The sequence below is a fragment of the Bradyrhizobium iriomotense genome (genome assembly GCF_030160715.1).
GTDB classification, from domain to species: domain Bacteria; phylum Pseudomonadota; class Alphaproteobacteria; order Rhizobiales; family Xanthobacteraceae; genus Bradyrhizobium; species Bradyrhizobium iriomotense.
Window position 1 is genome coordinate 134,924 of sequence record NZ_BSOW01000015.1, and the last position, 25,741, is coordinate 160,664.

24 protein-coding genes and 1 pseudogene are annotated in these 25,741 nt (G+C 61.0%); 12 read left to right on the forward strand and 13 right to left on the reverse strand.

Annotation, left to right across the window (positions count from 1 at the left end):
- Nucleotides 1–6 precede the first annotated feature (6 nt).
- Nucleotides 7–831 (reverse strand): response regulator transcription factor, encoded by an 825-nt coding sequence (locus QQL28_RS22170; RefSeq protein ID WP_284268676.1) that lies wholly within the window; start codon nucleotides 829–831, stop codon nucleotides 7–9.
- A gap of 229 nt (nucleotides 832–1,060) precedes the next feature.
- Here QQL28_RS22170 and QQL28_RS22175 point away from each other — a divergent pair, with 229 nt between their 5' ends.
- The 3 genes from QQL28_RS22175 (at nucleotide 1,061) to QQL28_RS22185 (ending at nucleotide 2,996) form a co-directional block, all read left to right on the forward strand.
- Nucleotides 1,061–1,447 carry a hypothetical protein gene (locus tag QQL28_RS22175; protein WP_284268677.1) on the forward strand — a complete coding sequence of 129 codons (387 nt, stop codon included), beginning with the start codon at nucleotides 1,061–1,063 and terminating at the stop codon, nucleotides 1,445–1,447.
- Nucleotides 1,448–1,990: 543 nt separating this feature from the next.
- Nucleotides 1,991–2,512, forward strand: a complete 522-nt coding sequence (locus QQL28_RS22180; RefSeq protein WP_284268678.1) for a hypothetical protein — start codon at nucleotides 1,991–1,993, stop codon at nucleotides 2,510–2,512.
- Nucleotides 2,499–2,996 (forward strand): hypothetical protein, encoded by a 498-nt coding sequence (locus QQL28_RS22185; RefSeq protein WP_284268679.1) that lies wholly within the window; start codon nucleotides 2,499–2,501, stop codon nucleotides 2,994–2,996. The genes QQL28_RS22180 and QQL28_RS22185 overlap by 14 nt, the downstream gene beginning before the upstream one ends.
- A 77-nt stretch (nucleotides 2,997–3,073) precedes the next feature.
- On the opposite strand, the gene QQL28_RS22190 is transcribed toward QQL28_RS22185, so the two are convergent.
- From QQL28_RS22190 to QQL28_RS22200, 3 genes are all read right to left on the reverse strand, one after another.
- Nucleotides 3,074–3,304 carry an XRE family transcriptional regulator gene (locus tag QQL28_RS22190; protein ID WP_284268681.1) on the reverse strand — a complete coding sequence of 77 codons (231 nt, stop codon included), beginning with the start codon at nucleotides 3,302–3,304 and terminating at the stop codon, nucleotides 3,074–3,076.
- Between the two features lie 158 nt (nucleotides 3,305–3,462).
- A complete protein-coding gene (locus QQL28_RS22195) occupies nucleotides 3,463–4,743 on the reverse strand; it encodes a hypothetical protein (RefSeq protein ID WP_284268683.1) in 1,281 nt (426 codons plus the stop codon).
- 4 nt (nucleotides 4,744–4,747) lie between these two features.
- Nucleotides 4,748–4,942 (reverse strand): hypothetical protein, encoded by a 195-nt coding sequence (locus QQL28_RS22200; protein ID WP_284268685.1) that lies wholly within the window; start codon nucleotides 4,940–4,942, stop codon nucleotides 4,748–4,750.
- 60 nt (nucleotides 4,943–5,002) lie between these two features.
- Between QQL28_RS22200 and QQL28_RS22205 the strand changes: the two genes are divergently transcribed.
- Complete coding sequence (locus tag QQL28_RS22205; RefSeq protein ID WP_284268687.1) at nucleotides 5,003–5,461, forward strand: hypothetical protein; 459 nt, start codon at nucleotides 5,003–5,005, stop codon at nucleotides 5,459–5,461.
- 27 nt (nucleotides 5,462–5,488) lie between these two features.
- Here QQL28_RS22205 and QQL28_RS22210 read toward each other — a convergent pair whose 3' ends face one another.
- The 3 genes from QQL28_RS22210 to QQL28_RS22220 all read right to left on the reverse strand — a co-directional run bounded on the left by QQL28_RS22210 (nucleotide 5,489) and on the right by QQL28_RS22220 (nucleotide 14,580).
- Nucleotides 5,489–9,274: an AAA family ATPase gene (locus tag QQL28_RS22210; protein WP_284268689.1), complete on the reverse strand. Its 3,786-nt coding sequence runs from the start codon at nucleotides 9,272–9,274 to the stop codon at nucleotides 5,489–5,491.
- A gap of 3 nt (nucleotides 9,275–9,277) precedes the next feature.
- Nucleotides 9,278–10,510: an exonuclease SbcCD subunit D gene (locus tag QQL28_RS22215; RefSeq protein WP_284268691.1), complete on the reverse strand. Its 1,233-nt coding sequence runs from the start codon at nucleotides 10,508–10,510 to the stop codon at nucleotides 9,278–9,280.
- 122 nt (nucleotides 10,511–10,632) lie between these two features.
- The gene (locus QQL28_RS22220) at nucleotides 10,633–14,580 is read right to left on the reverse strand and encodes an AAA family ATPase (protein WP_284268692.1); all 3,948 of its coding nucleotides are present in this window, start codon (nucleotides 14,578–14,580) and stop codon (nucleotides 10,633–10,635) included.
- Nucleotides 14,581–15,500: 920 nt separating this feature from the next.
- Between QQL28_RS22220 and QQL28_RS22225 the strand changes: the two genes are divergently transcribed.
- The 3 genes from QQL28_RS22225 to QQL28_RS22235 are packed head-to-tail and all read left to right on the forward strand — an operon-like array spanning nucleotide 15,501 to nucleotide 17,915.
- Entirely contained in the window at nucleotides 15,501–16,289 is a 789-nt protein-coding gene (locus tag QQL28_RS22225) for a hypothetical protein (RefSeq protein WP_284268693.1), read from the forward strand.
- Nucleotides 16,290–16,336: 47 nt separating this feature from the next.
- Nucleotides 16,337–16,975, forward strand: a complete 639-nt coding sequence (locus QQL28_RS22230; protein ID WP_284268695.1) for a hypothetical protein — start codon at nucleotides 16,337–16,339, stop codon at nucleotides 16,973–16,975.
- The gene (locus tag QQL28_RS22235) at nucleotides 16,965–17,915 is read left to right on the forward strand and encodes a nucleotidyl transferase AbiEii/AbiGii toxin family protein (RefSeq protein ID WP_284268696.1); all 951 of its coding nucleotides are present in this window, start codon (nucleotides 16,965–16,967) and stop codon (nucleotides 17,913–17,915) included. The genes QQL28_RS22230 and QQL28_RS22235 overlap by 11 nt, the downstream gene beginning before the upstream one ends.
- Before the next feature lie 30 nt (nucleotides 17,916–17,945).
- Here QQL28_RS22235 and QQL28_RS22240 read toward each other — a convergent pair whose 3' ends face one another.
- The 4 genes and pseudogenes from QQL28_RS22240 to QQL28_RS22260 all read right to left on the reverse strand — a co-directional run bounded on the left by QQL28_RS22240 (nucleotide 17,946) and on the right by QQL28_RS22260 (nucleotide 20,732).
- Nucleotides 17,946–18,179 carry a hypothetical protein gene (locus QQL28_RS22240; protein WP_284268698.1) on the reverse strand — a complete coding sequence of 78 codons (234 nt, stop codon included), beginning with the start codon at nucleotides 18,177–18,179 and terminating at the stop codon, nucleotides 17,946–17,948.
- Nucleotides 18,176–18,480, reverse strand: a pseudogene (locus QQL28_RS22245) (type II toxin-antitoxin system RelB/DinJ family antitoxin). The gene QQL28_RS22240 and the pseudogene QQL28_RS22245 overlap by 4 nt, the downstream one beginning before the upstream one ends.
- 640 nt (nucleotides 18,481–19,120) lie before the next feature.
- Nucleotides 19,121–19,807, reverse strand: coding sequence for an SMC-Scp complex subunit ScpB (gene scpB / locus QQL28_RS22255; RefSeq protein ID WP_284268700.1), 687 nt, complete (start codon nucleotides 19,805–19,807; stop codon nucleotides 19,121–19,123).
- Nucleotide 19,808: 1 nt separating this feature from the next.
- Complete coding sequence (locus QQL28_RS22260; protein ID WP_284268702.1) at nucleotides 19,809–20,732, reverse strand: DUF1403 family protein; 924 nt, start codon at nucleotides 20,730–20,732, stop codon at nucleotides 19,809–19,811.
- Nucleotides 20,733–21,058: 326 nt separating this feature from the next.
- Between QQL28_RS22260 and QQL28_RS22265 the strand changes: the two genes are divergently transcribed.
- The 5 genes from QQL28_RS22265 (at nucleotide 21,059) to QQL28_RS22285 (ending at nucleotide 23,643) form a co-directional block, all read left to right on the forward strand.
- Nucleotides 21,059–21,313, forward strand: a complete 255-nt coding sequence (locus QQL28_RS22265; RefSeq protein WP_284268704.1) for a type II toxin-antitoxin system Phd/YefM family antitoxin — start codon at nucleotides 21,059–21,061, stop codon at nucleotides 21,311–21,313.
- On the forward strand, nucleotides 21,313–21,720 hold the full coding sequence (locus tag QQL28_RS22270) for a type II toxin-antitoxin system VapC family toxin (RefSeq protein WP_284268706.1): 408 nt from the start codon (nucleotides 21,313–21,315) through the stop codon (nucleotides 21,718–21,720). The genes QQL28_RS22265 and QQL28_RS22270 overlap by 1 nt, the downstream gene beginning before the upstream one ends.
- Nucleotides 21,717–22,811: a tyrosine-type recombinase/integrase gene (locus QQL28_RS22275; RefSeq protein WP_284268708.1), complete on the forward strand. Its 1,095-nt coding sequence runs from the start codon at nucleotides 21,717–21,719 to the stop codon at nucleotides 22,809–22,811. The genes QQL28_RS22270 and QQL28_RS22275 overlap by 4 nt, the downstream gene beginning before the upstream one ends.
- A gap of 143 nt (nucleotides 22,812–22,954) precedes the next feature.
- Nucleotides 22,955–23,221 (forward strand): type II toxin-antitoxin system VapB family antitoxin, encoded by a 267-nt coding sequence (locus QQL28_RS22280; protein ID WP_284268710.1) that lies wholly within the window; start codon nucleotides 22,955–22,957, stop codon nucleotides 23,219–23,221.
- A complete protein-coding gene (locus QQL28_RS22285) occupies nucleotides 23,221–23,643 on the forward strand; it encodes a type II toxin-antitoxin system VapC family toxin (protein ID WP_284268711.1) in 423 nt (140 codons plus the stop codon). The genes QQL28_RS22280 and QQL28_RS22285 overlap by 1 nt, the downstream gene beginning before the upstream one ends.
- Nucleotides 23,644–23,683: 40 nt before the next feature.
- On the opposite strand, the gene QQL28_RS22290 is transcribed toward QQL28_RS22285, so the two are convergent.
- Entirely contained in the window at nucleotides 23,684–24,301 is a 618-nt protein-coding gene (locus QQL28_RS22290; RefSeq protein ID WP_284268712.1) for a hypothetical protein, read from the reverse strand.
- A gap of 79 nt (nucleotides 24,302–24,380) precedes the next feature.
- Complete coding sequence (repC, locus tag QQL28_RS22295) at nucleotides 24,381–25,706, reverse strand: plasmid replication protein RepC (RefSeq protein ID WP_284268714.1); 1,326 nt, start codon at nucleotides 25,704–25,706, stop codon at nucleotides 24,381–24,383.
- Nucleotides 25,707–25,741: the final 35 nt, after the last annotated feature.

Sequence of the window (25,741 nt, forward strand, 5' to 3'; positions counted from 1 at the left end):
CTGCGCCTAGAACGCGCTTACTTCCTGGACCCCCAAAAGCCTATAGACCCCGGTTCGTCCCTGGGGAGACAGATCTATGCTGTCGTCCAATTTCTCCCTCAGTCGCGGGATAAAGACGTCCATTCGGACCTGCTTGTCGCCTTTTTCCCTACGAAGAACCTCGATGTTGAAGACTTCGCCGTCGATCGTGTGGTCCTCTACGACGCACAGATGGCGCAAGAGGATATGCTCGGTGATCGAAAGTCTTTTCGTCGCTCCGGAAAGATTCTTGATCGTGCGATCGCCTATCGTGAACATCCAATCTCCGATCAGGAACTTCCTGCCGGAGTGAGATTGTTTCGATCTTCGCTCGGTGTGCACCCTTCGCCAGACCGACATCGCGCGCGGTGCGATCGTCGAGAAACCGTGGGACTTCTCCACGTAGTCGTCCGCACCGTATTCGATCAGCGGACGCGCTTCCTCGTCGATCGGGAGGCCCGAGCAGACGATGATGCCCGCGTTCGTGTTGTCGACCACCGACTCGACGAACGCCTTTCCGATTTCCTTGTGCGAGAGCTCACCGTATCTTTCCGCGACGCCCAGATCCAGGACGTAGAGGTCGACGTCGTCCCGCTCGAGATGTTCGCGGGCGCTCGCCACGTCCTTGACTTCGATGATTTCGCACCCCAGCTCCCCGATGCTCGAATCCGGATCCCTCAATGCGACCGCGACGCGCTTCGCGTCCTCCTCCTCGTCGTCGACGATAAGGATCCGGGGAGCGCGCATAACCTCCGATGGCCGGTAGCGTCGACGAGCTCTCTTTGCGGTGTGTCGGAGGTTCAGCTCGGCCAAGCTCACCACTGCAGTCGTCCCCGCATCAGCATATCGAGAAGTAAGCATGGCATGACTGCGATTGCAGGTGGCAGTCCCGCGTAGAATAGGGCGGTGGACAAGGTGATTACCGCCAAGAGAGCCGTCAGCATCTTCCAAGATGGTTCATTGGGACTCATCGGAACCTCCGCTAAGGCACAAAGCCCGCATAACACGCAAAACGCACATTTTTATACGCTGGAATGGGTAAATGAATCCTAAATTGCGTTCGCGACCGAAGCCGGATGTTATTTTGTCATCGAACGCCGGCGCGGGCACGCCAGACGGCGTAGTCAATCCGATGAGGATTGAGGCCGTCATCGTGTTCCGCTATGGCAGGAACGTCCTTCTCGTCCAGGTATCCAAGGTGGCCAAGATCCTCGTTACTCAGCGCTCACGCGCCGGGATTTCATCGCCTGCGCCGCGCAATCTCGTCAGCGACTGCGCTGGCGGCGCGCACCAGCCGTTCATGCAGGGTTTCGAACATGTCGAGGATGTCATCATTAGGTTCATTCCTGCCCTGTTCGATAGCTTCGGCGACGAGTTCGTCCAGGGCCGTTTTCTTCAACTGCCCTTTCCGGAGGAGGTGTTCAAATAGCCCATCCCTAGCGGGCTGCGGTTGGATGGAGCCGTCCGAGTCGCACCAGACCCCGAATGTCTGATGCCCCATAACGACTTGCTCGACCATCTCCGCTTCCAGTGGGATCAGCGTACCCCACGCCTCGTCCTCCTTATCGACGAATCCCGCCACGTACATCTCTTGCTCCTCAGCGTCTTCATCGCGAGGGCGGAAGAACGGCGTGAGGATGATTCGAGGGGGTTTAGCCATAATAATCTCTTCAAGGGGCTCACGCACCAGTTGCATTAGTACATGGCAGCATCAGGGCCTGCGCCGGACACGCTGAATCATGCAAAAAGTGGAAACCGTAGGAGCGGCTGTCGGCGACCCTTGAATTAAAAGTTCATTCCCTCATTCGTCGCTCTGGCGGATAAACTATTCTGACGCGCGCCCGATCGTGTCGGCCACCCTCTGCCCATCTCCTCGCCTGCCCGCGATCGAGAACGACTTTGGCCGCCTGAGTGAATCAACCGATATTGCCATCCAGATCGAACACAAATGAGATTCCGAAAGGCAACTAAGATGAATCCGAAAGTAACTGAACGTCATCTCGACACGGTCATTGTGAACACGCTCGAAGCAAATGAGCTTGCCGCGCGAGCGGTACTCGCGGCCGCCTTGCCAGCACATGCAAAGCTCGATTTCGATCGCGCCACGGTCCGCCAGCAGGTCCGGCATAGAAACACCCACGGCACCGCCGATCTCGTTCTGCAGCTGTGGTGTGGGACGACGCTCCAAGCCTTGGTGCTGATCGAAAACAAGATTGACGCCGGATTCGCGCCGGATCAGCCGCAACGGTATCGGATTTCTCGAGACGCCCACATCGCCGATGGGGCCGCGCCGTTGGTCGCCACCCTCCTGATTTCGCCTTCGATTTACATCGGCGGTTCTCATCTTAAGGACGATTTCGATGGCGCTTTGCCATACGAAGCGATCCTGCCGCTGGTCCACGAGGATGATCGAGCGGCGGTGGAAACGGCCATCGAGCGGGCCAGCAGCCCCTTACGAGCCAGTCCCGGTCGAAGCGGTGATGAACTTCTTTGACGGCTACGCCCAGATCGTTGGGAACGCCTATCCCGACCTTCGGATCAAGACCAACCCGAACAGCGCTAATGCCCGACCTGAAGCGTCGAGAACAATCTACTCTGACACGCGGGCGAGCGGCTTCCGCGGCTATCCCTTCCTGCTCAAGGACAACAAGGCGGCCAGCATAAGGGTGTCGTATCATTGTTGGGATTCGAGCGCACCGAGCGCCGGCGTCAAACTGATGCTCGACGGCTGGGCCGCCCACCCGGCAAAGGCTGTTCCGATCTTACAGCCAGCCTTGGCAGACAAAAGGCTGTACATCCGATCAGCCGGCAGGAGCTTGGCCATGGTCGCAGATACCGTCCGCCTTGACAACAAGCGCTCTGCCTCAGTTCAGCAGCGGGCCATTGAGCAGGCGTTGAAGAAGCTCCAGCTGATCAGGGACACTTGGAACGGAATGGAGACCACACTCGTGAAGGCCGCGACGGTAGTCGGCAGATAAAGCGCCCAGCCCGGCAGCGATCTTCGCATCCGGCGCGAAATGCGGGTGGGACGGCGTGCTCACGATCAATGTGCCGATCAGGCAGCTTTCACGTCCTTGAGCTCGATCTGCAGCTTCAAGCCGGCCGCCGCAGCCACGTTGAGGAGTGCATCCAGCGACAATTTCTCGAGCTTGCTGCGCATCAGATCGTTGAGACTTGACGTTAGCTCAGGCCCCAGACGTGCGGAGGTCCCCTTCTGCGCGAGATTCCATGCCTCACTCGTTGGCGGCTGGCGAGTAGCAGAACCACCGACACTACCGCCTGCCATGACGACGCCTCAAAAGCGCCAAACATTGCCGCATCGTTTGCTCGTCCTTAGTGTAGACGGTTGACGAGACTTGCCCGGGCAGCTCGGGATCGGCGGACGTCATGTAAAGACGAAGCTCGTCAGGGCGTGAAAGCAGCTTGGACGCTTCCCGCTCCAATTCATCCACCCATTTCGCCTTCTGGACCAACTCCGCGGCAAATTTGCGTAGCAAATGCATCGCGCTCTCGAGATGTCCCGCGGAAAGTGCTGCTGCATCGCGCGGTGTCATGCCGTTGAGGTTTGAATTCCGCGTTTCCAACCAATTCGAATGAGCATCGCCGATCAACGCGATTGATAGAGACGTGATCGTTGAGCCGCTCTAAACGCTCCAGCCGCTCGGCTTCCTCTGCTTCGGCCTTGCGTTGGGCGGCCCGGGTTTCGTGAACGACACGCATCGCCTCGAGCGCGCCGCGGACGGGCAGGCCAAGATCTTCGGCTTCCTGCTCACATTCGTCTTTGAGAACTGCAAACGTGGTCGCGAGAGCTCTTTTCAACGCCTGCCAGGCGGCATCGCCCTTGATAGCGATTTGCTTCAGAGATTGCTGACCATCCGGCGCGTGCTCCATCCAGGACACGACGTCGAATCCCTGTCCCTCGATATCAGACCCAAGGAGGGCGATGCTCCTGCCGAGATTATTCAGAGATGCGAGCCGCGCTGCGACCTGTGCAGCCTCTCGATCGGCATGATCCTGCTCAATGCGGCGCTGATGCAATTGAGCGGATCGCCGCTGCGTCTGCTTCCACGCCCAGCCGGTATCTTCCGCAATTCCCTGGACGGCAAGAGACCGCAGGAAGCTGACCACCGCCTGTTCGGCACCGCCTTTGGGAAGGTTGGCATCATCCAGAAACGAATCGTGTTGCTGGAGGCGACTGTCGAATTCTTCTGTTAGCCAACCGCGCTTGCGGAACTCCCAGATTACGGAAAACGGGGCGACCCCGAGGTAATGCGGCACCATGTCACCGAGTATAGCTGCCTTCCACACCTTGGGATGAATCGTGAAATACCCCTCTCCGACGGGAGGTCCGTCAAGAAGCGCGCCGTCTCCCGCCGCAGTGACAGCTTGTACTTGGGGCGATTCCTTCCAGTTGGACGCTAATGCTTTTCGTCGTGCGGAAGCATAGGCTGCTTTGAGATTCTCGATCTGGCTGAGACGCCTCCCCTCTGCTGCAGCTGCGTCCCGTTTCGCAATTTGCGCCAGCTCATTTCTGACGTGAGCGGCCTTGCGATTGTAAATCCATTCGCGCGGAGCCGATGTTAGAATTGCCTCGTCGAGACCTGCTATCGTCGTGTCTCGCGACAGCGCGGACAGATCAATTTCGACTGACGATATGCCGGCCCCCGCGATCTTGGCCCGCTTCTCTGGGCCACAGCGATGCGTCACATAGACCTCGACCTGCATTCGATCATCGGCCTTTTTGGAGGATCACGTCGGGAATGGTTTCGCCATCCATGGTCTCCAACGTAGCTGAGTCAAAGGTGAAGCGTTTTGCCTCGCGAATTGTCTTGGTGCGCGCGCCGTACGTAGCCTCCACGGGGGGAAGAACGAGGCTTTTACGGCTATTGAGCAGTTGCTCGGCATAATGATGGAGTGCCGTCATATTGCCGTGCTTACAACTTGGGGCGATACCCGCGGCCCGTTCTCCCGCCGTGAGCGGCGCATGCGCGAAGTGATGGGCGACGTCACTGTCGGGCTTTCGCGCAACGAGTTTGCGTCCGCAGTTTTCAGCTGGGCACTGGCAGCCACATGCCGAGCCACGCGACGCCTGCGAAATGTGGATGATCTGCCCATCCCATCGCTTGCCAAAGGCAAGCCTCACGCCGTCGCGGGCGAAGAAGGCGTGGCCAATTTTGGACAATGCAGCCAACGGATCCATGGCGTCGCCATTCATGCATCGAGATCTTTTGTACGCGACTTATCGTTCAGCGGGTTCGTCGCTTGCGAGCAGGTCGCGAAGCTGAACCAGCTTCTGCAGAAGCTCGTCGAAGGCGTAAATCTGAACGTCCTTCATACTGCGGCGGAACAGTTCCAAACACTTCTGCTCCGCTTTTCCCTCCGGGGTCTTCCCCGCAACAACGACGCAATCAACGAAGCCTTGGCCGTGATCAGCGGTCCGTGATGCCGCCACTCGTGACCGCGCCGCCGTCTATTGCACGGCCTCGACAGCAGGCCACACTGTTCCCCTTCCGGTAGAAACCCGAATCTCAGAGCGCCCCGCGCCGCACTTTTCAACGCGAACCTGCACGGCGATCCGCTCGATCATGGCGGCGACATGAGTGATGACGCCAACTTTTCGTCCTCGTCCCTGCAAGGTTTCCAATGCATCCACGGCCAAATCGAGCGTGTCGGCGTCGAGCGATCCGAAGCCTTCGTCGATGAACAGGGTATCGACAAAGGACGATCGGCCTTCGAGGCCTGATAGAGCTAACGCAAGCGCCAACGAGACCAGAAATCGCTCGCCGCCGGAAAGACTCCGCGCCCCGCGAATCTCATCGTCCATGTCGCGGTCGATGACATGTAGCGCGAGGTCCGACACCCTCCCCCGCGCGAGCCTGTAGCGTGGGCTCAATGCATTGAGATGATCATTCGCGAGCTGCACCATGTGATCGAGCGTGATGCCCTGTACGAAGCGACGAAAGCGATCGCCATTGGCTGAGCCGATGGCGTCATCGACCGCCTGCCAAATGGCAAGTTCCGCCTTTGCGGCCTCTATCTCCGCTGATAGGCTTGCAGCGATGCGACGTGCGTCATCGTCGCGGGCGAGCGATGCGCAAAGTGTGCCGGTTCGCTGATGCAGATCGCCAATTTCCGCTGTCAGGGTCGCAATGGCGACAGTCGACGCCTCCGCGTCAGTCGTCTCGTCGAAGCTTTCCAGCGATCTCTCGAGGTCTTCCCGACGCATCAAGACGGCAGCGTCCGCATCGTTTACGGTCCGGTCGATCTCTTGAATTCGTGTCCGTAGCGCTCTGCACACAGCCGGGTCGGTGGCAATCAGCGTGAACACCTGACCCGGCGACCGGGCGATATTCAGACAGGCCATATTGAACGCCCCTTCGGCTGAAACGCGGCGATTCTTCGCGGCCTCCAATCCCGCGGCAGCCTCCTCACAGCGAGCGCTGGCCGACTGGAACGCGACGGCAGCTGCGGATTTCGCCTCGCGCGCCTTGGCGAGGGTTTCGCGGGCCGTTCGACGAGCTTCGTTGATCCGCGTCCGGTGACTGGCAGTCGCCTCACCGCCAAGAAGTGCAGCTCGGGCGGTCGTCTTCTCTTCCACGACCAGTCGACGTTGATTGAGACGGGCCGCGCTCTCCGTCAATTGCGACCGTGCGTGCTCAAGCGAGACGGCCGCCGCCGCGCGGTCCGGCGCCAACCGTTGTAGCGTCATTTCGAGCTCACCAGCCTGCCTACGCAGTGCATCGTACTCTTGCGCAACCGCTGAAAGTCTGTCGGCGCAGCCCACGGGGTCGGCATCAAGCAGCTCGATGGTTAGATCGGCTGCAACGAGGAATGGCGATATCTCGCGATCGATGGAAGCGAGACTCTCTGCGAGCGCCGCGTCCCGGATTGTGTATTCCTTGGCCTTCAATTGCGCAGCATGAAGTTCAGAACGTCGTTGGTCGACGCTTCGAATTGTCGACTCGATTGACCGAACGAGTGGGTCATGCTCCATCTGCAAACCATCGCTCTCGGCCCGAAGGCGCTGGGCGTCTGCGAGTGGAGAGGCGATCGAGATCCGTTCCGCCTTCGCGGCCGAGGCGAGCGCCGCCAATTCGCGTGTGGCTTCACTGTCGAGCGCGCGGGGCACACTCCCCTCCACTCTCGCGTTGGAGCATAGGTCGCTCACCATTGGCCTTAGTTCGATATAAGCGCTCTCGGCTGCCGAAACCTGGCCGCGCGCGATATCAATCACGCGGTTCGCCTCTGCCCGGCGCCCTTCCGTAGCGGCAAGTGCGCGTGTCGCGGTGCTGAGACGCTGGCCTATTGCAGCCAGCGCCGTATCCAGCTCTTCGCGACGACGGCGAACGGTTGCGACCATCTCGTTCAACGCGCTGGGGTGTGCGAGATGAGGGTGGTCTGAGCTGCCGCATACCGGGCACGCAACATTCGGGGCTAGCAGGCTGCGCAGATGGATGGCTTCAGAGGAGACAGCCTCGTCGGCCAGTTCCGCGAGCGGCACGATTTCGACGCGCGCGGTCCGACTGCGGAGCTGCTCGGATTCGGCGTCAGCGATTTGGCTGCTTGCTGCACTCACCTCCTGCGCCGCAATGGCGAGCTCCGATTCACCGCGCGCTAGATCTCCAGACGCACGAATATGCTGTTCACATATGGCGCTCGCCTGGCGCAGAGCCTCAAGCGCTCCCTGGAGATCTGTGTCACGTTGATGGAGCGTCGGCTCGTCGATTGCGGCAAGGCTATTGCGACACTGAGCGATGTCGCGACTGAGGCTGTCTTTCCGCTCACGATCTGCCGCGAGCATCTCCAACAGCTCGCCTATCTCACCTTCCAAACGTGCGATTATTGCAGCAGATTCATCCGCCCGGGACGACGTCAGGCTGCGACTCTGTTTGAGGGTGGCACGCTTCTCCAGCAGAACCGTTGCGTCACTGAGGCGATCAGCAAGGAAAACGCGGGCTGAGTGCTCCCCCAATTGGACCTTTGTTATGCCCAGCGAATCTGTGCATTGGCCAATAGCCTGATCAAGCGCTGCCAGCGCGTCTACGTTGGATCGCAGCGTCGTTTCCGCTTGCAGGGACTTCGCTGCCGCGTCAGTAAACTCGATCCTGGCCGCGGCCAGTTCGGCGTCGAGCTTCTCGGCTTCGCTCCAGAGGGGACCAAAGCGCTTGAAGAGGTCTTCTGCGGCCTCGTCGGCCGTTGCAGCGTCGGAGAGTTGGACTGCCGCGGCATCGTCGCGCGTTCGCGCTTCTTCGCGATCGATGAGCAAATCGTCGAGGCGTGATTCCGCCTCCGTCGCCGTTCGCCGCGCATTGTGCATTTCAACCGAAAGCGGGCGAAGCGGCTCGACGAGGTCAAATTCGGCGAGCGACTGGTATTCATTGGCGGCCATCTCACGCGCCGAACGTGCCGTTCCGGCTCGATCCACTGCTTGAGCAAGATCGCTTCTGGCGGCAGCGACGCGCTTGAAATGATCGAGCCGTCCGTCGTGTTGATCACGCTCCGCCGCTTTCTGGGCAATAGCCGACGCAAGCCGACTTTGCTCGTCCAGCAATCCTTGCCTGGCATCATCATCGAGAAGGCCAATGTCACCACGACGCTGCTCCAGCTGCTCGACTGCCCTTCGTCGAGCCTCCGTTCCCTCACGGACGCGAATCGAGATCGTCGCGTAGATTTCGGTGCCTGTGATTTTCTCAAGCAATTCTGCGCGCTCGCTCTCAGCGGCGAGTAGAAAGGCATCGAATTCGCCCTGAGCGAGGAGTACCGTTCGTCGGAACTGATCGAACGTAAGCTCGGTCTTCGCTTCTACCGCCTCGCGAACCTGTGTCTTGCCCGTCGCCACGGCTCTGCCGTCGTCAAGGAGATAGAGCGCGCGCTGCTCATTCTGAAGCCGGCCATTTGCCCGCCCCCGCGCGCGGTTGGCTTCCCAGCGGGCGCGGTATCGCTCACCGTCCTGCCCGACGAAATCTACCTCGGCATAACCGCCGCCGGCACCTCGGCGCAGGATCGCGCGGCCGTCATGAATCGAGATTGGCTCTCCACCAGGGTCGGGAGCATTCTCGCGCCGGCCGACAGAGACGCGGGGGTATTCGCCGTAGAGCGCGAGGCACAGTGCATCGAGAATGGTCGACTTTCCAGCGCCAGTTTCTCCCGTGATGGCGAAGAGGCCGGAACCCGCGAGCGGTTCTGCTGCAAGATCGATTTCGAAAGGTGCCGCGAGACTGGCCAGATTTTCCCCGCGGATCGCCAGGATTCGCATGGGTCAAGCCTCCGCCCGTGCGCGGTGAAAGACATTCAGATGGGCAACACCCGGAGCCGCGCCAAACTCACGCTCGAACGCGAGCTTAAACATGTCCTCTGGATCTCGTTCCGCCAGCCGAATCAGAGGATCCGTCAGAACTGTCTCGTTCAACGCACCGGGTATCGTGGCGACACGAGTATCGACAACGCGTACAGGAAAGTTCTCGGTGATGCGGTCGATCTCCTCTCTGAATCCAGAAGGCAGCCCGTTACGAGCAAGTCCGATCTGGACGAACGGCCACTCGTTGATCGGCAGATCTGGCTGGAGACCCAATGCCGTCAGGTGATCGCCAACTTCAGTCAAACGCATATCACCGGACTCTGGCAGCCGTAGGAAAGGAACCGGCCGATCGATTGGGATATGCTCCGACGTGACCTGCGCGCCGTCGACGTTCACAAGCGTCACTCCATGAGCGTAAGGCTGCTCCGTTGCCGACAAGGGGATCAATGATCCCGAATAGCGAACGCTATCGCGACCTATGGCCTGGGCTTTATGCAGATGACCAAGCGCGACGTAACTTGCTTCTGTCGGGAACACGTCATGCGGCACGGCATGTTGACCGCCGACCAAGATCCGGCGCTCGGCGCCCTCCGACTCGATGGCACCCGCGACGTGGAGATGTCCCGTAAGGACAAACGGCAAACCTTCCATTTGCTCCCGTAACGTGTCGAGCAATTCCGCGTAAAGACTGCGTACTCCGGCGATGACGGGGGAACCAGAGTCGCCATCCAGCCGCGTCAAATTCGGGAGGCAGGCGGCAGTTGGGTAGGAGACCGCCAGCACGTGTGCGGCCATTGCACCGCCGGCGTCGAAAATCGGCACAAGGTGTTGTGCCGCCTCGATCCGCCTATCCCGCCGCCGCACATTTCCAACGACGCGAATATTAAAGGCTTCTAACAAAGGCCGCGGCGCTTCCAACCGTCCGGCGGCGTCATGATTGCCGGCAACGATCACTACGGTCATTCGCGGCTGCGCGCGGCTCAGCCGCACGAGCGCGTTGTAAAGGAGTTGTTGCGCCTCTCCTGACGGATTTTGACTGTCGAACACATCGCCGGCGACTACGAGCGCGTCAACATTTCGCTCGACGACGATCTCCTCGAGGCGTCCAAAAACTTTGCGATGCTCATGCTCTCGAGAGAATCCACGCAATGTTTGACCGACGTGCCAATCGGCCGTGTGCAAGATGCGGATCATTCTTCCTCCGGCTCGTCTCTACCTGCGTCCGCCCAACGAGCGAGCAGTGCGCTCATGAGGAATCCATCAAGGACCACAGGCTGAGGACATTCTGACTGATCGTCACACGAAGACCCGGATGTTTAGAAGATCGTGCCATGTACCTTCCACACATCATCGACGACCGAGATGCCGGGGATCGCGCCGCCCGCATCGGGAAATTGCACATATTCCCCCTCTCCAGCTTGGCCCACATTTTCCAGGTAGTAGACAGAAGCATTGCCGGGCATCTGTTTGCCAAGACGCTTCAGGTAGGCGCAGTGGTCCGACGAATGAACGTCCGGCCGTGCCACAACGGCCAGGATCCGCCCCGCCAACTGGGATAGGTCGGGCGCTCGTCCAAGCAGCACATGGCCCTTGTCCGGCGCCACCGGAAAGGCGCTATCGCCAGCGACGACCGCCGCCGCGACCACCTGGGAGAGGATAGCCGAACCGGTTGCGGGAATCGCCTCGTCATGAGATTTGGCCGGCACCGTCTCGTCAAACAAGACACCAACGATCTTGCTCAATGTGGCGCTGCTGCGCTGAACGAAGTGCGTCGGCGGTACGCGCGAACTCGCCGATGGCATGCTCTCCAAGACAATCCGTGACAGATCAGCCTTATCGATGCCGATGCGGCGTGCGTAGGTCTTCCCCGGCGTTTGCACGATAGCGAGGTCACCATTGCGAACCTCGGCGGTCAGCGAGACGATCAGGGTCTGTCCGGGAAAGGCCACCAATCCCAATGTCGGCGCGCGCAGCGTGAAGAGCGAGATGTCGCCTAGAGACGGAAGCTCGAACTGGTCCTTTGCATCTTCGATGCTGGTGAGGGGAGCGCCGACCTCATGGGCGGCCAGCCGCCCGAGGACCGATATCGGCTTGGCCGGCAAGGGAACGACGTTCGGTTCGGCCGGAGGCTTCGTGGCCTCCGCCAGGGCTTGTTCCGGCGGCAATCGGCCCATGAACCTGGCATAGGCGAGCCAACAGGCGTCGATCGCGGCGAAGACATCCTCATAATCTTGGCGGACGATATCCGCATCGACAGGCGTGAGCTGATCGGCCTTGCCGTGGTGCGCCTTGTTGATCGCGTCCCGGAATGGCGCGCCAGCCTTCAGGGCAGGCAGCTCGATCAGCTTGCGGAACGGCTCTTCATTGAACGGCCGCACTCCTCTGTTTCGCGCGTTGGCGATCTTGAAGAGGAGATCATTCAGCGTCGGGTCTTTCAGGACCGAGGGATCGGAGGCCAGCAGATCCCAAAGCTTAATCTCGATGCGTACGCGGACGGGATGAACGAATGCCCGCGCGAGCGTGACATCATTCGGATCGGTCTTTTGCCAGTGTTCGCCGCGCAGCCTTGCTTCATCGGCGACTGGCGCCAGACTGACGGTGCATTTCGACGTCGAGATCGCCGAAAACTCCCACACTTCGCTGCGCCGGCCGGGCGTGGTGGTATTGTGCGCGGAGACGAACGCCTCGATGGTGGGGATGAAGCCAAAATCGTTGCTGACGATCAGCGGGCTCATGTCCGCCGCGATCAGATGCGGAACCGTCGCTGCCAGATTGGCGACGTTGCCCGGATCGAGCAGATCTTGCGGATCATCCATCAGGATCGTCGAAATCCCTCCGGATCTCGCCCAGACCTGCTGCCATAGCGCAAGGACAAACGCCGACAAGTAAGCCCGCAAGGCCGAAGCGTTCATGACATGATGCGCCTCGACTAGATGCTTGCCTTGTGCCGCCAGGAACGTAAAGCCGTCGCTCTTGGCCGGGTCCAACCCCGCGTAGGCAGGTGCTTGCAGGAACTGCGCCTTGTACATGCGCTGCGACCAGGCCGTTGCCTGCGAGTCGAGATCTAGGATCAGACCGGCGACCTGATCGTGAACAAGGGCTGGAAACCGCGTGAACGGCTCAACTGCCTTCGCCGCACGATCAAGCTTTTCGATCCGCTCACACGCGGCCTTCCACTTCTCGCAGGTCAGTTTGATCTGGCCCAATTGGCGACGCACGCCGGCGAATGCCGTCGCCGCCTCGAGGTAGATGTTAAGGACGCTCAGTTGCCCTGCAACCGCGCGCTGATTGGCTGGGACATCGGTTTCCGCCGCAGAGCGCAACACGCTCGCCACGGCGGACCTCGCGAATTCCGTGTTCGCGGCGCGATACCTGGCGAGACGAATCGCACGCCGCACCTTCTGGATCGCGCCGCGCAGGCCTTCGGCGTCGGGAATCTGTTGCGGGATTGCCGTGCTCGGCAACGGCGCGCGGACGGGTGCGTTCGCCCAGGCTATGCGGCACAGTTCGGCGACGCCGGGTGCCATCTTGCGAAGGACCGGCGGAAAATCCGGTTGCTCGAAGACCTCCTTGGACAACGCTGCCTTATAGACCATCGCAAGGTCATCCGGTACATCGTCAGATACAAAGGGCTGCAAACTCGCCGGCAACTGTCCGCGCAGCCCACGCATGGCGTCGCGCTCCCATTCGGCGCCGGTCTTCAAGAGTGCTGAATCCGCTTTGCGGGCCTCTTCTAGCGCGTCGGCCACGGCCTGATCCAGCAACGCGTCCCGAGGGATCGCCCCGGGTTGCGTGAGATCGCGATCGCAGATTGGACATGTCGAGAAAGGCTGCCCCGGATGAGCAGCCTCATGCCATCTAGCAACCAGGCCATAGAGGCGCAGCCGTTCCGAACGACTGGCATCCGACAGGCGATTGACCAGGCTCTTGGCCTCGGCCTCGATCCCTTCGAGGACCTTTTCGGCACATTCCAAGTCCGTCTCATGCAGCTCGCCGAGGTTTGCGGCGAGTTGCATGGACGGCAGTCCCCTCAAGGCGGCGCCGCTGAAACAGTCTTGAGCGGCCGTCAGCGCGTCTCTGAACCGCTTAATCTCGATATCCGACGTCAGGGGCGGCAGGGCGCCCAGAATCAACGTCGCTTCTTCGGCCGCCTGATCCTCGACCGCCTTGAGGCGCTTCTCGGCGTCCGTGAGGCCAGCCACCCATCCCTCGCGATCTCCGTCGGCGGGAACGACGACGCAATCGAGGTTCGGCAGATCCTTCCCGTCCTTCAGAAGGTCGTCGAGGGTTTGCTTCTGGGCGCCCGCCGTCGTTTCGCAAGCTTCCTTCTCTTGCTTGGCCAGCTTCGGATACTTCTCGGTCAGCCGATCGTGCAGACGCCCACTCCGCACGCCAAAATGCGCCAACGGCCGCAGGCCGGTCAGTGTCGACACGGCTTGGGACAGCGTGGTCTTGTCATCGAAGCGGGTCGCGGCGGCGATGCCGGGCATCAGGATGCCGACCTGAAGCGCCAACTCGGATAGCCCCAATTTTTCGAGACCAATCACGCCGGTCTTGAATCCCTTCTTACCCTCCCGCTGGAGGTGGCGCTCAACCACGACCTCCCTCCCGTCGATCAACGAGCGAAACGAGAGCCGAACCCATGTGTCGACCTTCGGCACGCCATCGACCGCTACCAGCTCCTGCTCGGTGGGAATTGGCACAATCACTGGGATGTCAAATCGGCTCTTTTCCGCCTCAGCGCTGGCGACTTGCACCGAAATGCACTCATGCAACGGTGCCGGCAGCCCCTGCGAACGGTATCCATACCCCGTCAGGCACCAGCAAACGGCGCTGACCAGCGAGGTCTTGCCCGCCCCGTTGAACCCCCGAAACAGTGTGGCCGGTGCCGCGAGCTCAAGCTCGAACGGCTTGGGGTCTGAACCTCCCTCGGCGCAATGACGATGCAGCCCCCGGAAGCGATGCGCCTCGATCTTGGTGAGTTGCCATTTCTGAAATTCCGGCGGCGCCTTAGCCGGTACGGACAAGGCTTTAGGTACATTGTCAAGCGCGGCGAGGACGCGATCCACCTCCCCATCCTGAATGGCAGTGTCTTTATCCGGATTCCAGTACGCTCGACGATCTTGATTGTAGAACGCGAGAACAGCGCGGCTATCACTCGACGGCAGGGAAAATGTCTCTCCGCTAGCAACGTGCAGAACCTCTCCCGCGATGAGGTGAGATACGACTTCATCGAGGGTCATGTCTGCAATATTACATTCCATCTCCACTCCTAAAATTATTCTGTGATCACAACTGGCGCCACTTTCATATCAGCGGCGGAAACGAAGCAGCGGGGGCCCAGCCCACCTTCGGTGCCTGATTCGCATCTGACATTTGCGACGTCTTAGAATAAGCAATGCGATCTGCTCAATATTATTTGGCGGTAGCAAGATTCGCGGCGAGCGCCTCTAAAGGAAATATCGCTGTCGAGCGTCATGAGAGGTGAGCTCTACCAGATGTCCCTTGTGCCTGGTTTGCGAATTTGCCGGTGTCTGGTCAAGTGCGGCTCGGCGGATCACGGCACTATTCGGCGAATACCCGTCCTCAAGGAGAACACCGAGCAGCCTCCTATGGTCGTGAAGGCGAACCACCTCATATTCCGGCTTTACTTCGGCCCTTAGCGGATCTTTTGTGCGGCACGACGCAGGTTTACTGCATACTTTGGCCAAGTTGCGCAGCTCTCGCCCGTAGAAACACCCGCAGCCGGACGTGATTACTGCAAACCCGGCGAAGCGTTGATGGTATCCTGTAATTTCTGGATGCGAGCAATGACCTCGTCGAACGATAGCGGTTTCTCATCAAACATCATCGGCGCCATACGGCGACCGAGGCTTGGAACGAAGTCGAGAAATTTCTACGAGCGGGAAACTGCACGGGCCTCCCATTTAAAATGATTTCATACGGGCAGCGATAACGCCGCAGTGGAGAAAGACCTTGACGGAAAGAGCCGCGCTTCTGATCGTTGCTTTCTGCTGGATAGTTTCCCTGTTCAGCAACCTTTGGATCACCGCGATTATCACAGCACTCTGTGCGATCCGCTATCCTGGTAGGACCGCTCAGCTACTCGATGGGGCTTCTGGTCTTCTCAAACAATTGCCTGAGCCGGTCACATTTGTTCTCGTGTGGGCTGTGGGTCTATGCAGTGTTCACGAAACTCTGGCTCGCAGCAATCATTGCGGCGCTGGCAGCCGTTCGCTACGCGCCCCATTTTGTCGAGCTGGTCAAACGCGGTTTAGCGAACGAGTGGCCATACAATACGGCTGGCGTCATCGGCATCATCTTTGCGTTTTTCCTTTATCCGATGGCTTCAATCGCGGCGAACTTTGCGATCGCCAATGTCACCGGATTTCATCCGAGTTTCTTTCCGAACTCTTGTCTCTTTCTGTCAGCCTTGACCTATATGTTCCTGCTCGCCGTCGTGCTGGCAGCAATGAGCGGGATAATCGCGCTACTCCGCCCGTCTGATCCCGACACAAATCGGGCGTTCCCTGTTGCATTTAGCGTGGTCGCTGTCGGCTTGATCGCCACCACTGCTCTCTTTGCCAATCAGCAGACCATCATCGACCGGACGGAAGACACAATCCTCGCGCTCGACTTCGGAAGCAATTCACGGTTTGAGAATGGCTTCTACACGACTGCCGACGGCAAACTCCGGATGTACGGGACCAAAGTCTGCGCCGGGCTTCCGTTCCACGCGCTGCTCGCTCCCCACCCGCAGGGAGGTTTCATCGTGGCGTCTCGCCGTCTTCGAGCCGCCAAGTTTGATTTCGCTTCGCTCGGCGGAACGCGCCGTCCCGTGGACGCCACCAGGTTCATTTATACCTACGTGAAGCAGGAGGATTGCGCCGACATTCAGGCCTACTACGAATACTTTGAGAACCAAACCCTCCGGATGCGCTCCGAAAATTACCGCAAGAGAAGGTTCGAATAACTATATTATATCAATAAGATAGCTTGACCTTATTGCATGATTTGTCAATGAAAAACCTTGCAAACCAGTCAGTTCTGACTTATATTTCGGGCATGACGAAGCTCGACCAACTCAAGCGGCACCTGAAACCGGGCCACGCCTATCGGCGTGCGGATTTGGCCCGCTGGTCGACGTCTGTTGATCGGCATATCAAGCAGTTGGTTGAGAGCGGTACACTCAAGAAGCTTTCGGGTGGCCTCTATGCCTACCCAAAGGAAACGGCGTTCGGCCCGGCTCCTGCTTCCGACAAGGATGTTGTGAGTGCCTTTCTGAAGGACGATACGTTTCTGCTGGCCTCACCCAATGCCTACAACGGCCTGGGCGTTGGAACGACTCAGCTCTACGACAAGACCGTCGTCTACAATCACAAGCGCCACGGAGAGTTTCAGCTCGGCAATCGCAAGTTTGCCTTCCGTGTGAAGCCGCGCTTCCCAAAGTCGCTGACCCAGGAGTTTCTGCTTGTTGATCTCGTCAATAACGTCGATCAGCTTGCGGAAGCGAAGGATGAGCTTCTTAAGCGGGTCGAGCTGCGTGCTGCGTCCTCTGACCAACGCCGCTTGCGTCGCGCTGTCCGCGAATATGGAAGCGAACGAACGAAGAAATTCTTCGATCGCGCGCTAAGAGCGGGCGAACTGCATGCCGCATGATTTCCTCCACAATCATCCGCAATTCGCGGATCTGATCCGGATTGTGGTGGAAGAAAAAAGCATTGATCCTGCTTTGGTCGAAAAAGACTACTGGATCATGCATTGCCTTTACGGACTTCAGCAGCTTGGCTTCACCTTCCAGCTCAAGGGTGGAACGTCCCTTTCCAAAGGGCATCGGATCATCAATCGGTTCTCTGAGGACATCGATATCCTGATCGAACCACCGCCGGAGCAGGATGTAAAAACCGGCAAGAACCAAAACAAGCCGGCCCATATCCAGTCACGCAAAGGTTTCTATGAGTGGCTGGCTCAAGAGATCAATACTGACGGCATCACAAGCGTCGATCGCGATACCGAGTTCGATGATGTGCCAAACTATCGGAGCGCCGGCATCAAGCTGAACTACACGACGGTCGTCGAGGCCATGGAGGGTCTCCGGGAAGGCGTACTGCTGGAGGTCGGCTTCGACACCGTGGCTCCGAACGCTCCAAAAGACATCAGTTCGTGGCTTTACGACCGGACCGTTGCGAGCAATGTGGACGTCATCGACAACCGGGCCAAAGCGGTTCCTTGCTATCACCCCGGCTATACCTTTGTTGAAAAACTGCAGACGGTCTCGACGAAATTCCGCAAGCAACAGGCGGATGGCAGCGATCCGGTCGGGTTCATGCGCCACTACTACGATATCCACGAGCTGCTGCGGCAGCCCGAGGTTCAGAAATTCGTTGGCACTGATGCCTACAAGGGTCACAAGCAGGCGCGTTTCCGCAAGGACGACAATCAGAACATTGCCGAGAACGAGGCTTTCATCTTGAGCGGCGGGAAAACGCGGGCGCTCTACGCCGACGCCTACAAGCGTAGCAGCGCGCTGTATTACGCAGGCAAGCCCACGTTCGAGCAGATACTCTCCGAGATCAGCAAGTGGGCTGACAAGCTATAATGTTTCAGCCCTGAGCGCGGCACCGTTGGATCATCGTCCACGGAAGCGTGTGCAGCCGCGCCCGTGCATAGCCGCGCCTTTTGTGAGATGAAAGCCGAGCGCGAAGGTGACCGATCGCATCCCGACTGATCTCTTTGCCGGACACCCGGCCGAGCTCGCCGCAGGTTCATCAATAGGAATCGCGGCATGGGGATTCTCGGCTTCGGTGTAGCTGGAAATGCGGTCGCGATCGGACAAGGCGAAGCGCGACCAGACGAGTTTCACCGTTCATGCTCCGCCGCTTTTCGAAGCGCAGCGGCACGGCGTCGTGCGAAATGCGCTTCGACCTCGGAATCGTCGAGATTGGGCCGGGCATCTCCCAGCGCCTGACGCACCGTCTCACGAAACCAGCTATCGTAAGCTTGGCTGTTACTCACCAGCTCCAGCGGAAGCATCCCTTCGTTGGCCGTACGTGTCAGCAAAATCCGTCGTCAGATACCGTGAGACCCATATTTTCCAGAACCGCAGTGGCCTTTTCCTTTACGTCGGCATCGATTCGAGTTTGGACCAGGGCATTCGAAGCCATAGCGCGACCTCCCTTATTCGCAGCTAATGTAATGCATTTGAATGATAAACGCCGGAGAGGTCACAGCCCCGTGACGGCGTAAGCACAGCAGCCACACGGCCCGCTTTTGGGCGGGGCCGGTGCGGGGGGCTTATTACCCGTCGCCTTGAAGTCGGCACTACTGCCCGGCCAGCAGTTTGTCCTTGCTGAGCAGTCCCGCGTCCTCCGGTCTCCATGTAGGGTAATCGTCGCAACGATCGTCCATCTAAAGACGGCTGCGCCTACCGCGCGGTTCCATCTCAGGCAGACGTCGCAACGTTGGCCTCGGGTGTGCCGATGTCAGGCTGCTCTCACGTCCTCGAGCTCGATGTACAGCTTGAAGCCGGCTGACCAAAGGTCTCGACGGTCATTGCTGTGACCTCCATCTTTGAGTCTGTTCGCCGCCAGTTCGATGTCTCGTTGCGAGGTCTTTTGGGTTTCTCTGGAACGCATGAAGGACGAGAACCCGGTCCGGCAGCGTTGCCAAGTAGATGATCCGGAACGCTCCCGAGCATCCCTGATCCTGATTTCCCGAACGCAGGCATCAAATATGCCGGTGCTGGCAGTGACGGCCGATGACGGCTCGTTACGCGGTCACTGCAATCGTTCGGCTCGGGGCGAATCAAGCCACATCGTCGTCTTCGGCGAGGTCCGCCTCGACCTCGTCGCCTTCGTCCGACGCCAGCACCGGAAACTCTCCGGCCAGCATTCTGTCCTTGCTGAGCAGACCGGCCTCCTCGAGCATTTCCATGTCCGGAAGATCGCGCAGCGTCTCCAGGCCGAAGTGCGACAGGAACGCCTTGGTCGTCACGTAGGTGTAGGGCGCGCCGGGTTGCGGACTGCGCGGCCCGGCGGCGATGAACTCCAGTCCGCGCAGACGCCCGATCGTATCGCGGCTGACCTCCTTGCCGAAGAAGGATGACAATTCGCTGCGATTGATCGGCTGGTAATAGGCGATGCAGGCGAGGATCAGCGCTTCGGTCTGCGACAAGGCCTTGCCATCGTGACCGGTGCCGACCGCAGCCCGGATCGCCTCGGCGAAGTTTTTCCGGGTGCGGTGCTGCCAGCCGCCAGCGACGGAGACGAGCTCGTAGGGCCGGCCGCGCAGCTCATCACGGATGTCGTCGATCAGAAGGTCGATGCTGCAGTCGCGGCCGACAACGCGCGCCAGAACCTCGCGCGTCACCGGGGCGGACGAGGCGAAGATCACCGCCTCGACCCGGCCCATCCATTCGCGCCAGCGTAGCTCCGGCGGCAGGTCGGTGAGCTCAGTGTCGAGATCGTTCTTTGGTCGCGCGCGCCGTCCCATCTCAGAGCCCGTACAATCGGAAGGTCGGCCGGCCGGTGAGCTCGCGCGCCGCGCCGAGCGAGACGAGCCGCTGGAACAGCCGTCGCGTGCTGCGGTCGGTCCCCATCTTGCCGGCGCCGGCGATCTGGGCATCTTCCACCATCAGGATCCCCACCCTGATGGCAGCGTCCTTGCCACGCAACTTCGGCGCAACCGCCAGCAGGCGTGCCGCCCGCCGTGCGAGATCGTTGTAGAGGTCGATCGCGGCCACGGCGGCCGTCGTGTAGGCCGCGCAGAGCGCGCTCATGAAGACGGTCTCGCCCTCGAAGTGCTGCGGCGCTTTGCGCAGCGCGCCGCGCGACAGATGGGCCGCGAGCAGCGGCACCGGCGCTGGCCAGCGCAGCTGGTGGGCGAGGACCGCATCGGCCAGCCACAGCGGCACCACGTCGTCGTTCGGCAGCACGCGCCTGCTCGCGGCGATGATTTCCGCGGCGGCCAGCACCGGCATGACGTGCTGCTGCTGCGTATGTCGGCCGGCAAGTCCGACGATCTGGTCCGTCAGTGAGTTGAGGGGATGGCCGAGTGCGGGAGCCAGGGCAAAATTCCACTGCTGCACGTCACTGGAGGCGCGTTCGCCGAGCTTGCGCCAGGCGTCGAGAATACGGCCGCCGGGACCCGGGTCATCGTCGTCGCGGCGCAAGTACCAGTAGTCGCGCAGCGCCGCTTCGTCGTCCGTCCGCCCGCCCTGGCGCGCGAGCGTGGCGGCGCAACTGAGCGCGAGACGTTGACGCCACAGACTGCCGAGCGGGTGCTCATCGCGGGCAACCGGATGCAGCGCCGCCAGCGCCGCGCCGGCATAAAACACCGCTTCCGCGGCAATGTCGGGCGGGGCGCGACGGCGCAGCCAGCTAGGTGCCGGGACGAAGGTCGGTGGAGGTTCGAACATGATTCACGCGCGCGAGGACATGGCGGAGCCTAGCCGCTCGCGGCGCTTATAGCCACCAAAACGGCTCAAAACCGCCGAGCCTGTCGGTGGATAACTACGAGCGATAATGTTGCCTTATCGTTCGTTTTTGCCATTATATGGAGCATCGCGGTTTTCAGCGCCCAGAACCCGGAAATCGCGCTGCGAAAAGCCTCGAGGACGCCTGAGAGCCCGCCCCGGCCGTCGATCCCTCCGCTGTCAAGGCGTCGCCGGCACGGCCGCCCATCCTTGATTTCGACGAGAACACACTCTATCTAGCTAGACTGTCTAGCTGGGAGCGCGCTAAAATGGAATGGCCACTGCAGGACGCCAAGAATCAGTTCTCCAAAGTGGTGCAGAAGGCCCGCCGCGAAGGTCCGCAGATCGTCACCCTGCGCGGCGAGCGGGCCGCCGTGGTGCTGTCGGCCGCCGATTACGATGCGCTCCGGTCCGGCCGGCCGAGCTTGGTCGACGACTTGCTGGCCGGACCAGGCTGGGATGACGAACTGGCCGAGGCCGTGACGCAGCGCGCCAAGACCCCCAGCCGCGACGCGGCCTTCTGATGTATCTCATTGATACCAATGTCGTTTCCGAGGCACGGCGCGGTTCTCCGCAGGCCACCGGCTGGCTGCGCTCGGTCAACCCGGCCAGCGTCCACCTGAGCACCCTCACCCTGGGCGAGATCATGCGCGGCATTGCGCTCAAGCAGAAATCGGACCCAAAGGCAGCCGCCCATCTGGCCGAATGGTTGCGCAAGCTGCGCCACGATCACGCCGACCGCATTCTGGCGGTGACCGATCAGATCTCGGTCGAGTGGGGTCGCATCGCCGCGATCCGGCCGCGCGGCGATATCGACGGGCTGATCGCCGCCACCGCGATTGTCCACGACCTCATCCTCGTCACCCGCAATGTCGGGGATTTCGAGGATACGGGTGCAACCGTGATCAATCCTTGGGAGGACTCGGCATGAGCAGTCCAGCAACCGGTTTGGAACCGCTCGCGGCCACGGAGATCGCCACAGATCCCGCCGACGCATCCCTCCCCTCCCCTCTTCCGGCACCAAAAACCGGCCTGCCGGCGCATCTCGAGCGGCTCGCCGATCTCGCCCGCGACTATGTCGAGGCGGCGAGCTCGGCCAACACCCGCCGGGCTTATGCCTCCGACTGGAAGCACTTTTCCGGGTGGTGCCGGCGCCAGGGCCTCGAGGTGCTTCCGCCCTCGCCGCAGACGGTCGGGCTTTATATCACCGCCTGCGCCTCGGGCGCCGCGACTGCCGATCGCCAGGCGAACTCGGTCGCAACGATCGAGCGGCGGCTGTCGGCCCTGACCTGGAATTATGCGCAGCGCGGAATGCCCCTCGACCGCACGGATCGCCATATCGCGACCGTGCTGGCCGGCATCCGCAACACCCATGGCGCCCCGCCCCGGCAGAAGGAAGCTGTGCTGCCGGAGGACGTCATCGCCATGCTCGAGACGCTCAATCGCGGCACGCTACGGGGCCTAAGGGACCGCGCGATGCTGCTGCTCGGCTTTGCCGGTGGCCTGCGGCGCTCCGAGATCGTCGGCCTGGATTGTGGTCGCGACCAAACCCAAGACGGCCAAGGCTGGGTCGAGATCCTCGACAAGGGCATGATCGTCACCCTGCGCGGCAAAACCGGCTGGCGCGAGATCGAGATCGGCCGCGGCTCGTCGGACGCGACCTGCCCGATCGTTGCCTTGCAGATCTGGCTGAAGCTCGCGCGGATCGGCCATGGGCCGCTATTCCGCCGGGTAACCGGCCAAGGCAAAGACGTCGGTCCGGATCGCCTGAACGACCAACAGGTCGCCCGGCTCGTCAAACGCGCGGCCCTGGCGGCCGGCGTGCGCGCCGACCTGACCGAAGGCGAACGGGTCGAGAAATTCGCCGGGCATTCGCTGCGCGCCGGCCTCGCCTCCTCGGCCGAGGTCGACGAGCGCTATGTCCAAAAGCAACTGGGTCACGCCAGTGCCGAGCAGACCCGCCGTTACCAGCGGCGGCGCGACCGCTTCCGGGTGAATCTCACCAAGGCCGCGGGTCTTTGACCGCCGAATGCCGGCCTCGCTTGCACCACCGCGCAGGGTCCGCCCCTCCCAGGCGGATAGACCGGAACCAGACTGGCGACCCGCGTCGGGTCGTAATGGATATTCAATGATGGATATGCTAGATATCCATATGGAGATATCTCATGCCCCTCTTCATTCGCGATGATCAGGTCGACGCCCTCGCCAGCCGGCTCCAGGCCATGACAGGCTTGCGGACCAAAACAGAAGCCGTGCGTCTCGCGCTCGAGCATGAGATCAAGCGCCAAACCGAGGATATGCTGCCGAGCCAACGAATCGGCAAGGCTCTCGCGATCGTCGCTGGCATTCGGGCCGACGCCGCGGAGCGCGGCCTCGTCGGCACGGACGATTTCGACATGAAGGCCTTCACTGACGAGATGTGGGGCGTCTGATGTTCCTCGATGCCTCGGCCATCGTCGCGATTCTCGACGGCGAGCCGGATGGACCTGAGCTCGCCGGCCGCTTGAACGGCTCGAAAACGGGCTTCTTCGTCTCACCCCTCGTTGTGTTCGAGGCGTCTGCATCGCTTGCCGCGAAGCTCGCCCGAGAAACCGGCTTACCGCGCGACGCCGCCCTCCTCGCCAAAGCGGAAACCGCGGTGCGGGAATTCGTCACCTCGCTGGGCGCCCAGGAAATGTCCGTCTCGCCGGATATCGGTCGCAAGGCCCTCGAAGCGGCGCAGACCTATAGCCGCCTGGTCTATCATCCCGCGCAGCTCAATTTCGGGGACTGCTTCGCCTATGCCTGCGCCAAGGCTTACCGCATCCCGCTCCTCTACAAGGGTAACGACTTCGCACAGACCGATCTCCGATAGCGACGGGCCGCTTTGCGGAAAGAGGCGTCTCACGCCCCGCTCACGAATTCAGGCTCGGTCGACGCACCAGCTCAGGCGACGCGCGCACCTTGCTCATCACCTCGCCCATCGCCATTCGAAGCTCATCCTGGGCGTCATTCAGGCCGACATTGCCGGTATAGGCCGCGAGGGCTGCGAATTTCAGGGCGGCTAACATGGCGGCTTCGCTGCCCAGCTCCCGCGAGACCTGCTTCGCCGGATGCTTCTCCAGCACGGAAAGAGCAGACTGGGTGATTGTTTGTCCGAGTTCATCGATCAGATCCTCGAACGCAGCAAGCTCAAGATCGTCTTCCGAGCGGCTCGGCCGCGGCACCGGCGGGGCGTTTCGGACGGCAAGCGTCACTTCGCCCACCACCTCGTCCACCAGACCAACGATCTCGCCGGCGCGCGCGTCGAGTTCGTCCCATGGGATGCACCGCGTCCCAAGGCCCTCCTGCGCGCGATGCTCCGCCGGGGTCCGGGCCGCGATGCGGGCATTAATCGTGAGACCTGAGCGATCATCGCCAAAGATCGTCATGATCCGCACCCGAGCCGGGCGGTCGCTGAGGCTGCGGAGCTCCTCGGCCCGTTCGAGGGCCGCCGCGATCGCGCCGCCGACCGATATCGTGTCTTTTGTCAAATTGCCCTCCCCGATCTTTGCCCGAAAACCGTAGCCGAGTCGTCTTCAACGACGGAGTCATTCCTGGCGCCGTTTCGGGTCATTTCGGCCGCCTGGCCAGTGAGGCGCGTAATTCGGCGCTGGCCTGGAAGGCGTCCGTTTGCCTGGGCTTGCCCGGCTCGAATCCGGCGGGACCACCCGCGGTCGGTGGGGTTGGCTTCGACCCGTCGAGCTTGGCGCGCAGCAAGGCCATGATCATCGGCCAGACGGAGAATTTCCCGTCCTTGGCGCGGTCGGTCAGGCTGCGCAGATAGCCGCCGGCGCTGTTGATCTGGTCCGCTTTCTGGTGGATCGCGGCCAGCGTGATCGCGGCCTGCTGGTCACCGAGCACCTCCCTGGCCTCGCGCCACGCGCTTGGGCTGATCCCCAGCATCGGCCGGGCAAGCTCCGCCGCGGCCAGCAGATCCTTCCAGTGCCGGATTTCGCCCCCTTTGATCAGCCAGCGCATGTTCGGGCAGGCATCCAGCACAATTCCCAAGGGGAGCTCACGCTTCGGCAAGCTCCGCAGGTTGTGGTTCGCCGCGGCGTTGCCGCCCGCTTCATCTTCGTTCGCCAGATTTCTTTCAGATTCAGATGAAAGGTCTGGGTTTGAATTCTGTATGTGGCAACCAGAATGGGACTCATTGGCGTCCGGATTCTGTGTTTTCGCAAATGTTTCCAACAGCTCACGGATCTCGCGCCAGAGCGTTTCCATCTCGCCGCCGAGGCGCTCCAGGGCCTGCCGCGGAGCAGTCCGGGGAATCCGCCCTGCGATCTCCTGGTAGACCTGCTGAAACCGCTTCCAGTTTCCCGGAACGCCTTCCTCAAGCCCGGCTTCAATCATCTTCACGATGTCCCGGCGCAGGATGGTGAGACGCTCCTTGGCAACGCGGAACGCCTTTTTCTCGACCTGCACGGCGCTCGCGAGCGTCTTGTACTCCTCGGCGCGGGCCACGATCGGCGCCAGGTCAAAGCCGTAGGCTTGCTCGATCTCTCCGCCGTGCCCTTTGCGCGCGTAGCGTTTGCCGTTCGGACTGTCCCTGCGAATGATCAGGCCGCAGTCGACCAGGACAGCGAGATGCCGGCGTAGCGTGGTCGGCGGCATCCCGTTGGCCCGCGCCATCAGCTGCTCGTTGGAGGGCCAGACGATCAGCTCGCCGTCGGGCTCCAGCGCAGTCTCGGGATGGAATGACAACAGCGCGTGCAGGATCGTCAGCGCACGGTCGGTGGCGCCGAGAACCTGGCGCGCCTCCTTGATGTGCTGAAAGACGTGCCATTTGTGAACAATGGCCGCCTCTGGTTTTGCCTTCGCGGCCAGCTGGCTTGAAATCATGCCAAGCGTCATCGGCCGCCGCCCAAAGGGCGTCGTTGATAAGGGTGTCTGCATTGTTCTTCACCTATCGCTAGGCAAAAGAAGTCCGT

What these genes read in the sequence shown, in the direction of transcription:
- QQL28_RS22175 (WP_284268677.1), top strand. Translation starts at nt 1,061, where the DNA reads ATGAATCCTAAATTGCGTTCGCGACCGAAGCCGGATGTTATTTTGTCA.
- QQL28_RS22180 (WP_284268678.1), top strand. Translation starts at nt 1,991, where the DNA reads ATGAATCCGAAAGTAACTGAACGTCATCTCGACACGGTCATTGTGAAC.
- QQL28_RS22185 (WP_284268679.1), top strand. Translation starts at nt 2,499, where the DNA reads ATGAACTTCTTTGACGGCTACGCCCAGATCGTTGGGAACGCCTATCCC.
- QQL28_RS22190 (WP_284268681.1), bottom strand. Translation starts at nt 3,304, where the DNA reads ATGGCAGGCGGTAGTGTCGGTGGTTCTGCTACTCGCCAGCCGCCAACG.
- QQL28_RS22195 (WP_284268683.1), bottom strand. Translation starts at nt 4,743, where the DNA reads ATGCAGGTCGAGGTCTATGTGACGCATCGCTGTGGCCCAGAGAAGCGG.
- QQL28_RS22200 (WP_284268685.1), bottom strand. Translation starts at nt 4,942, where the DNA reads ATGACGGCACTCCATCATTATGCCGAGCAACTGCTCAATAGCCGTAAA.
- QQL28_RS22205 (WP_284268687.1), top strand. Translation starts at nt 5,003, where the DNA reads ATGCGCGAAGTGATGGGCGACGTCACTGTCGGGCTTTCGCGCAACGAG.
- QQL28_RS22210 (WP_284268689.1), bottom strand. Translation starts at nt 9,274, where the DNA reads ATGCGAATCCTGGCGATCCGCGGGGAAAATCTGGCCAGTCTCGCGGCA.
- QQL28_RS22215 (WP_284268691.1), bottom strand. Translation starts at nt 10,510, where the DNA reads ATGATCCGCATCTTGCACACGGCCGATTGGCACGTCGGTCAAACATTG.
- QQL28_RS22220 (WP_284268692.1), bottom strand. Translation starts at nt 14,580, where the DNA reads ATGGAATGTAATATTGCAGACATGACCCTCGATGAAGTCGTATCTCAC.
- QQL28_RS22230 (WP_284268695.1), top strand. Translation starts at nt 16,337, where the DNA reads ATGAAAAACCTTGCAAACCAGTCAGTTCTGACTTATATTTCGGGCATG.
- QQL28_RS22235 (WP_284268696.1), top strand. Translation starts at nt 16,965, where the DNA reads ATGCCGCATGATTTCCTCCACAATCATCCGCAATTCGCGGATCTGATC.
- scpB (WP_284268700.1), bottom strand. Translation starts at nt 19,807, where the DNA reads ATGGGACGGCGCGCGCGACCAAAGAACGATCTCGACACTGAGCTCACC.
- QQL28_RS22260 (WP_284268702.1), bottom strand. Translation starts at nt 20,732, where the DNA reads ATGTTCGAACCTCCACCGACCTTCGTCCCGGCACCTAGCTGGCTGCGC.
- QQL28_RS22265 (WP_284268704.1), top strand. Translation starts at nt 21,059, where the DNA reads ATGGAATGGCCACTGCAGGACGCCAAGAATCAGTTCTCCAAAGTGGTG.
- QQL28_RS22270 (WP_284268706.1), top strand. Translation starts at nt 21,313, where the DNA reads ATGTATCTCATTGATACCAATGTCGTTTCCGAGGCACGGCGCGGTTCT.
- QQL28_RS22275 (WP_284268708.1), top strand. Translation starts at nt 21,717, where the DNA reads ATGAGCAGTCCAGCAACCGGTTTGGAACCGCTCGCGGCCACGGAGATC.
- QQL28_RS22280 (WP_284268710.1), top strand. Translation starts at nt 22,955, where the DNA reads ATGCCCCTCTTCATTCGCGATGATCAGGTCGACGCCCTCGCCAGCCGG.
- QQL28_RS22285 (WP_284268711.1), top strand. Translation starts at nt 23,221, where the DNA reads ATGTTCCTCGATGCCTCGGCCATCGTCGCGATTCTCGACGGCGAGCCG.
- repC (WP_284268714.1), bottom strand. Translation starts at nt 25,706, where the DNA reads ATGCAGACACCCTTATCAACGACGCCCTTTGGGCGGCGGCCGATGACG.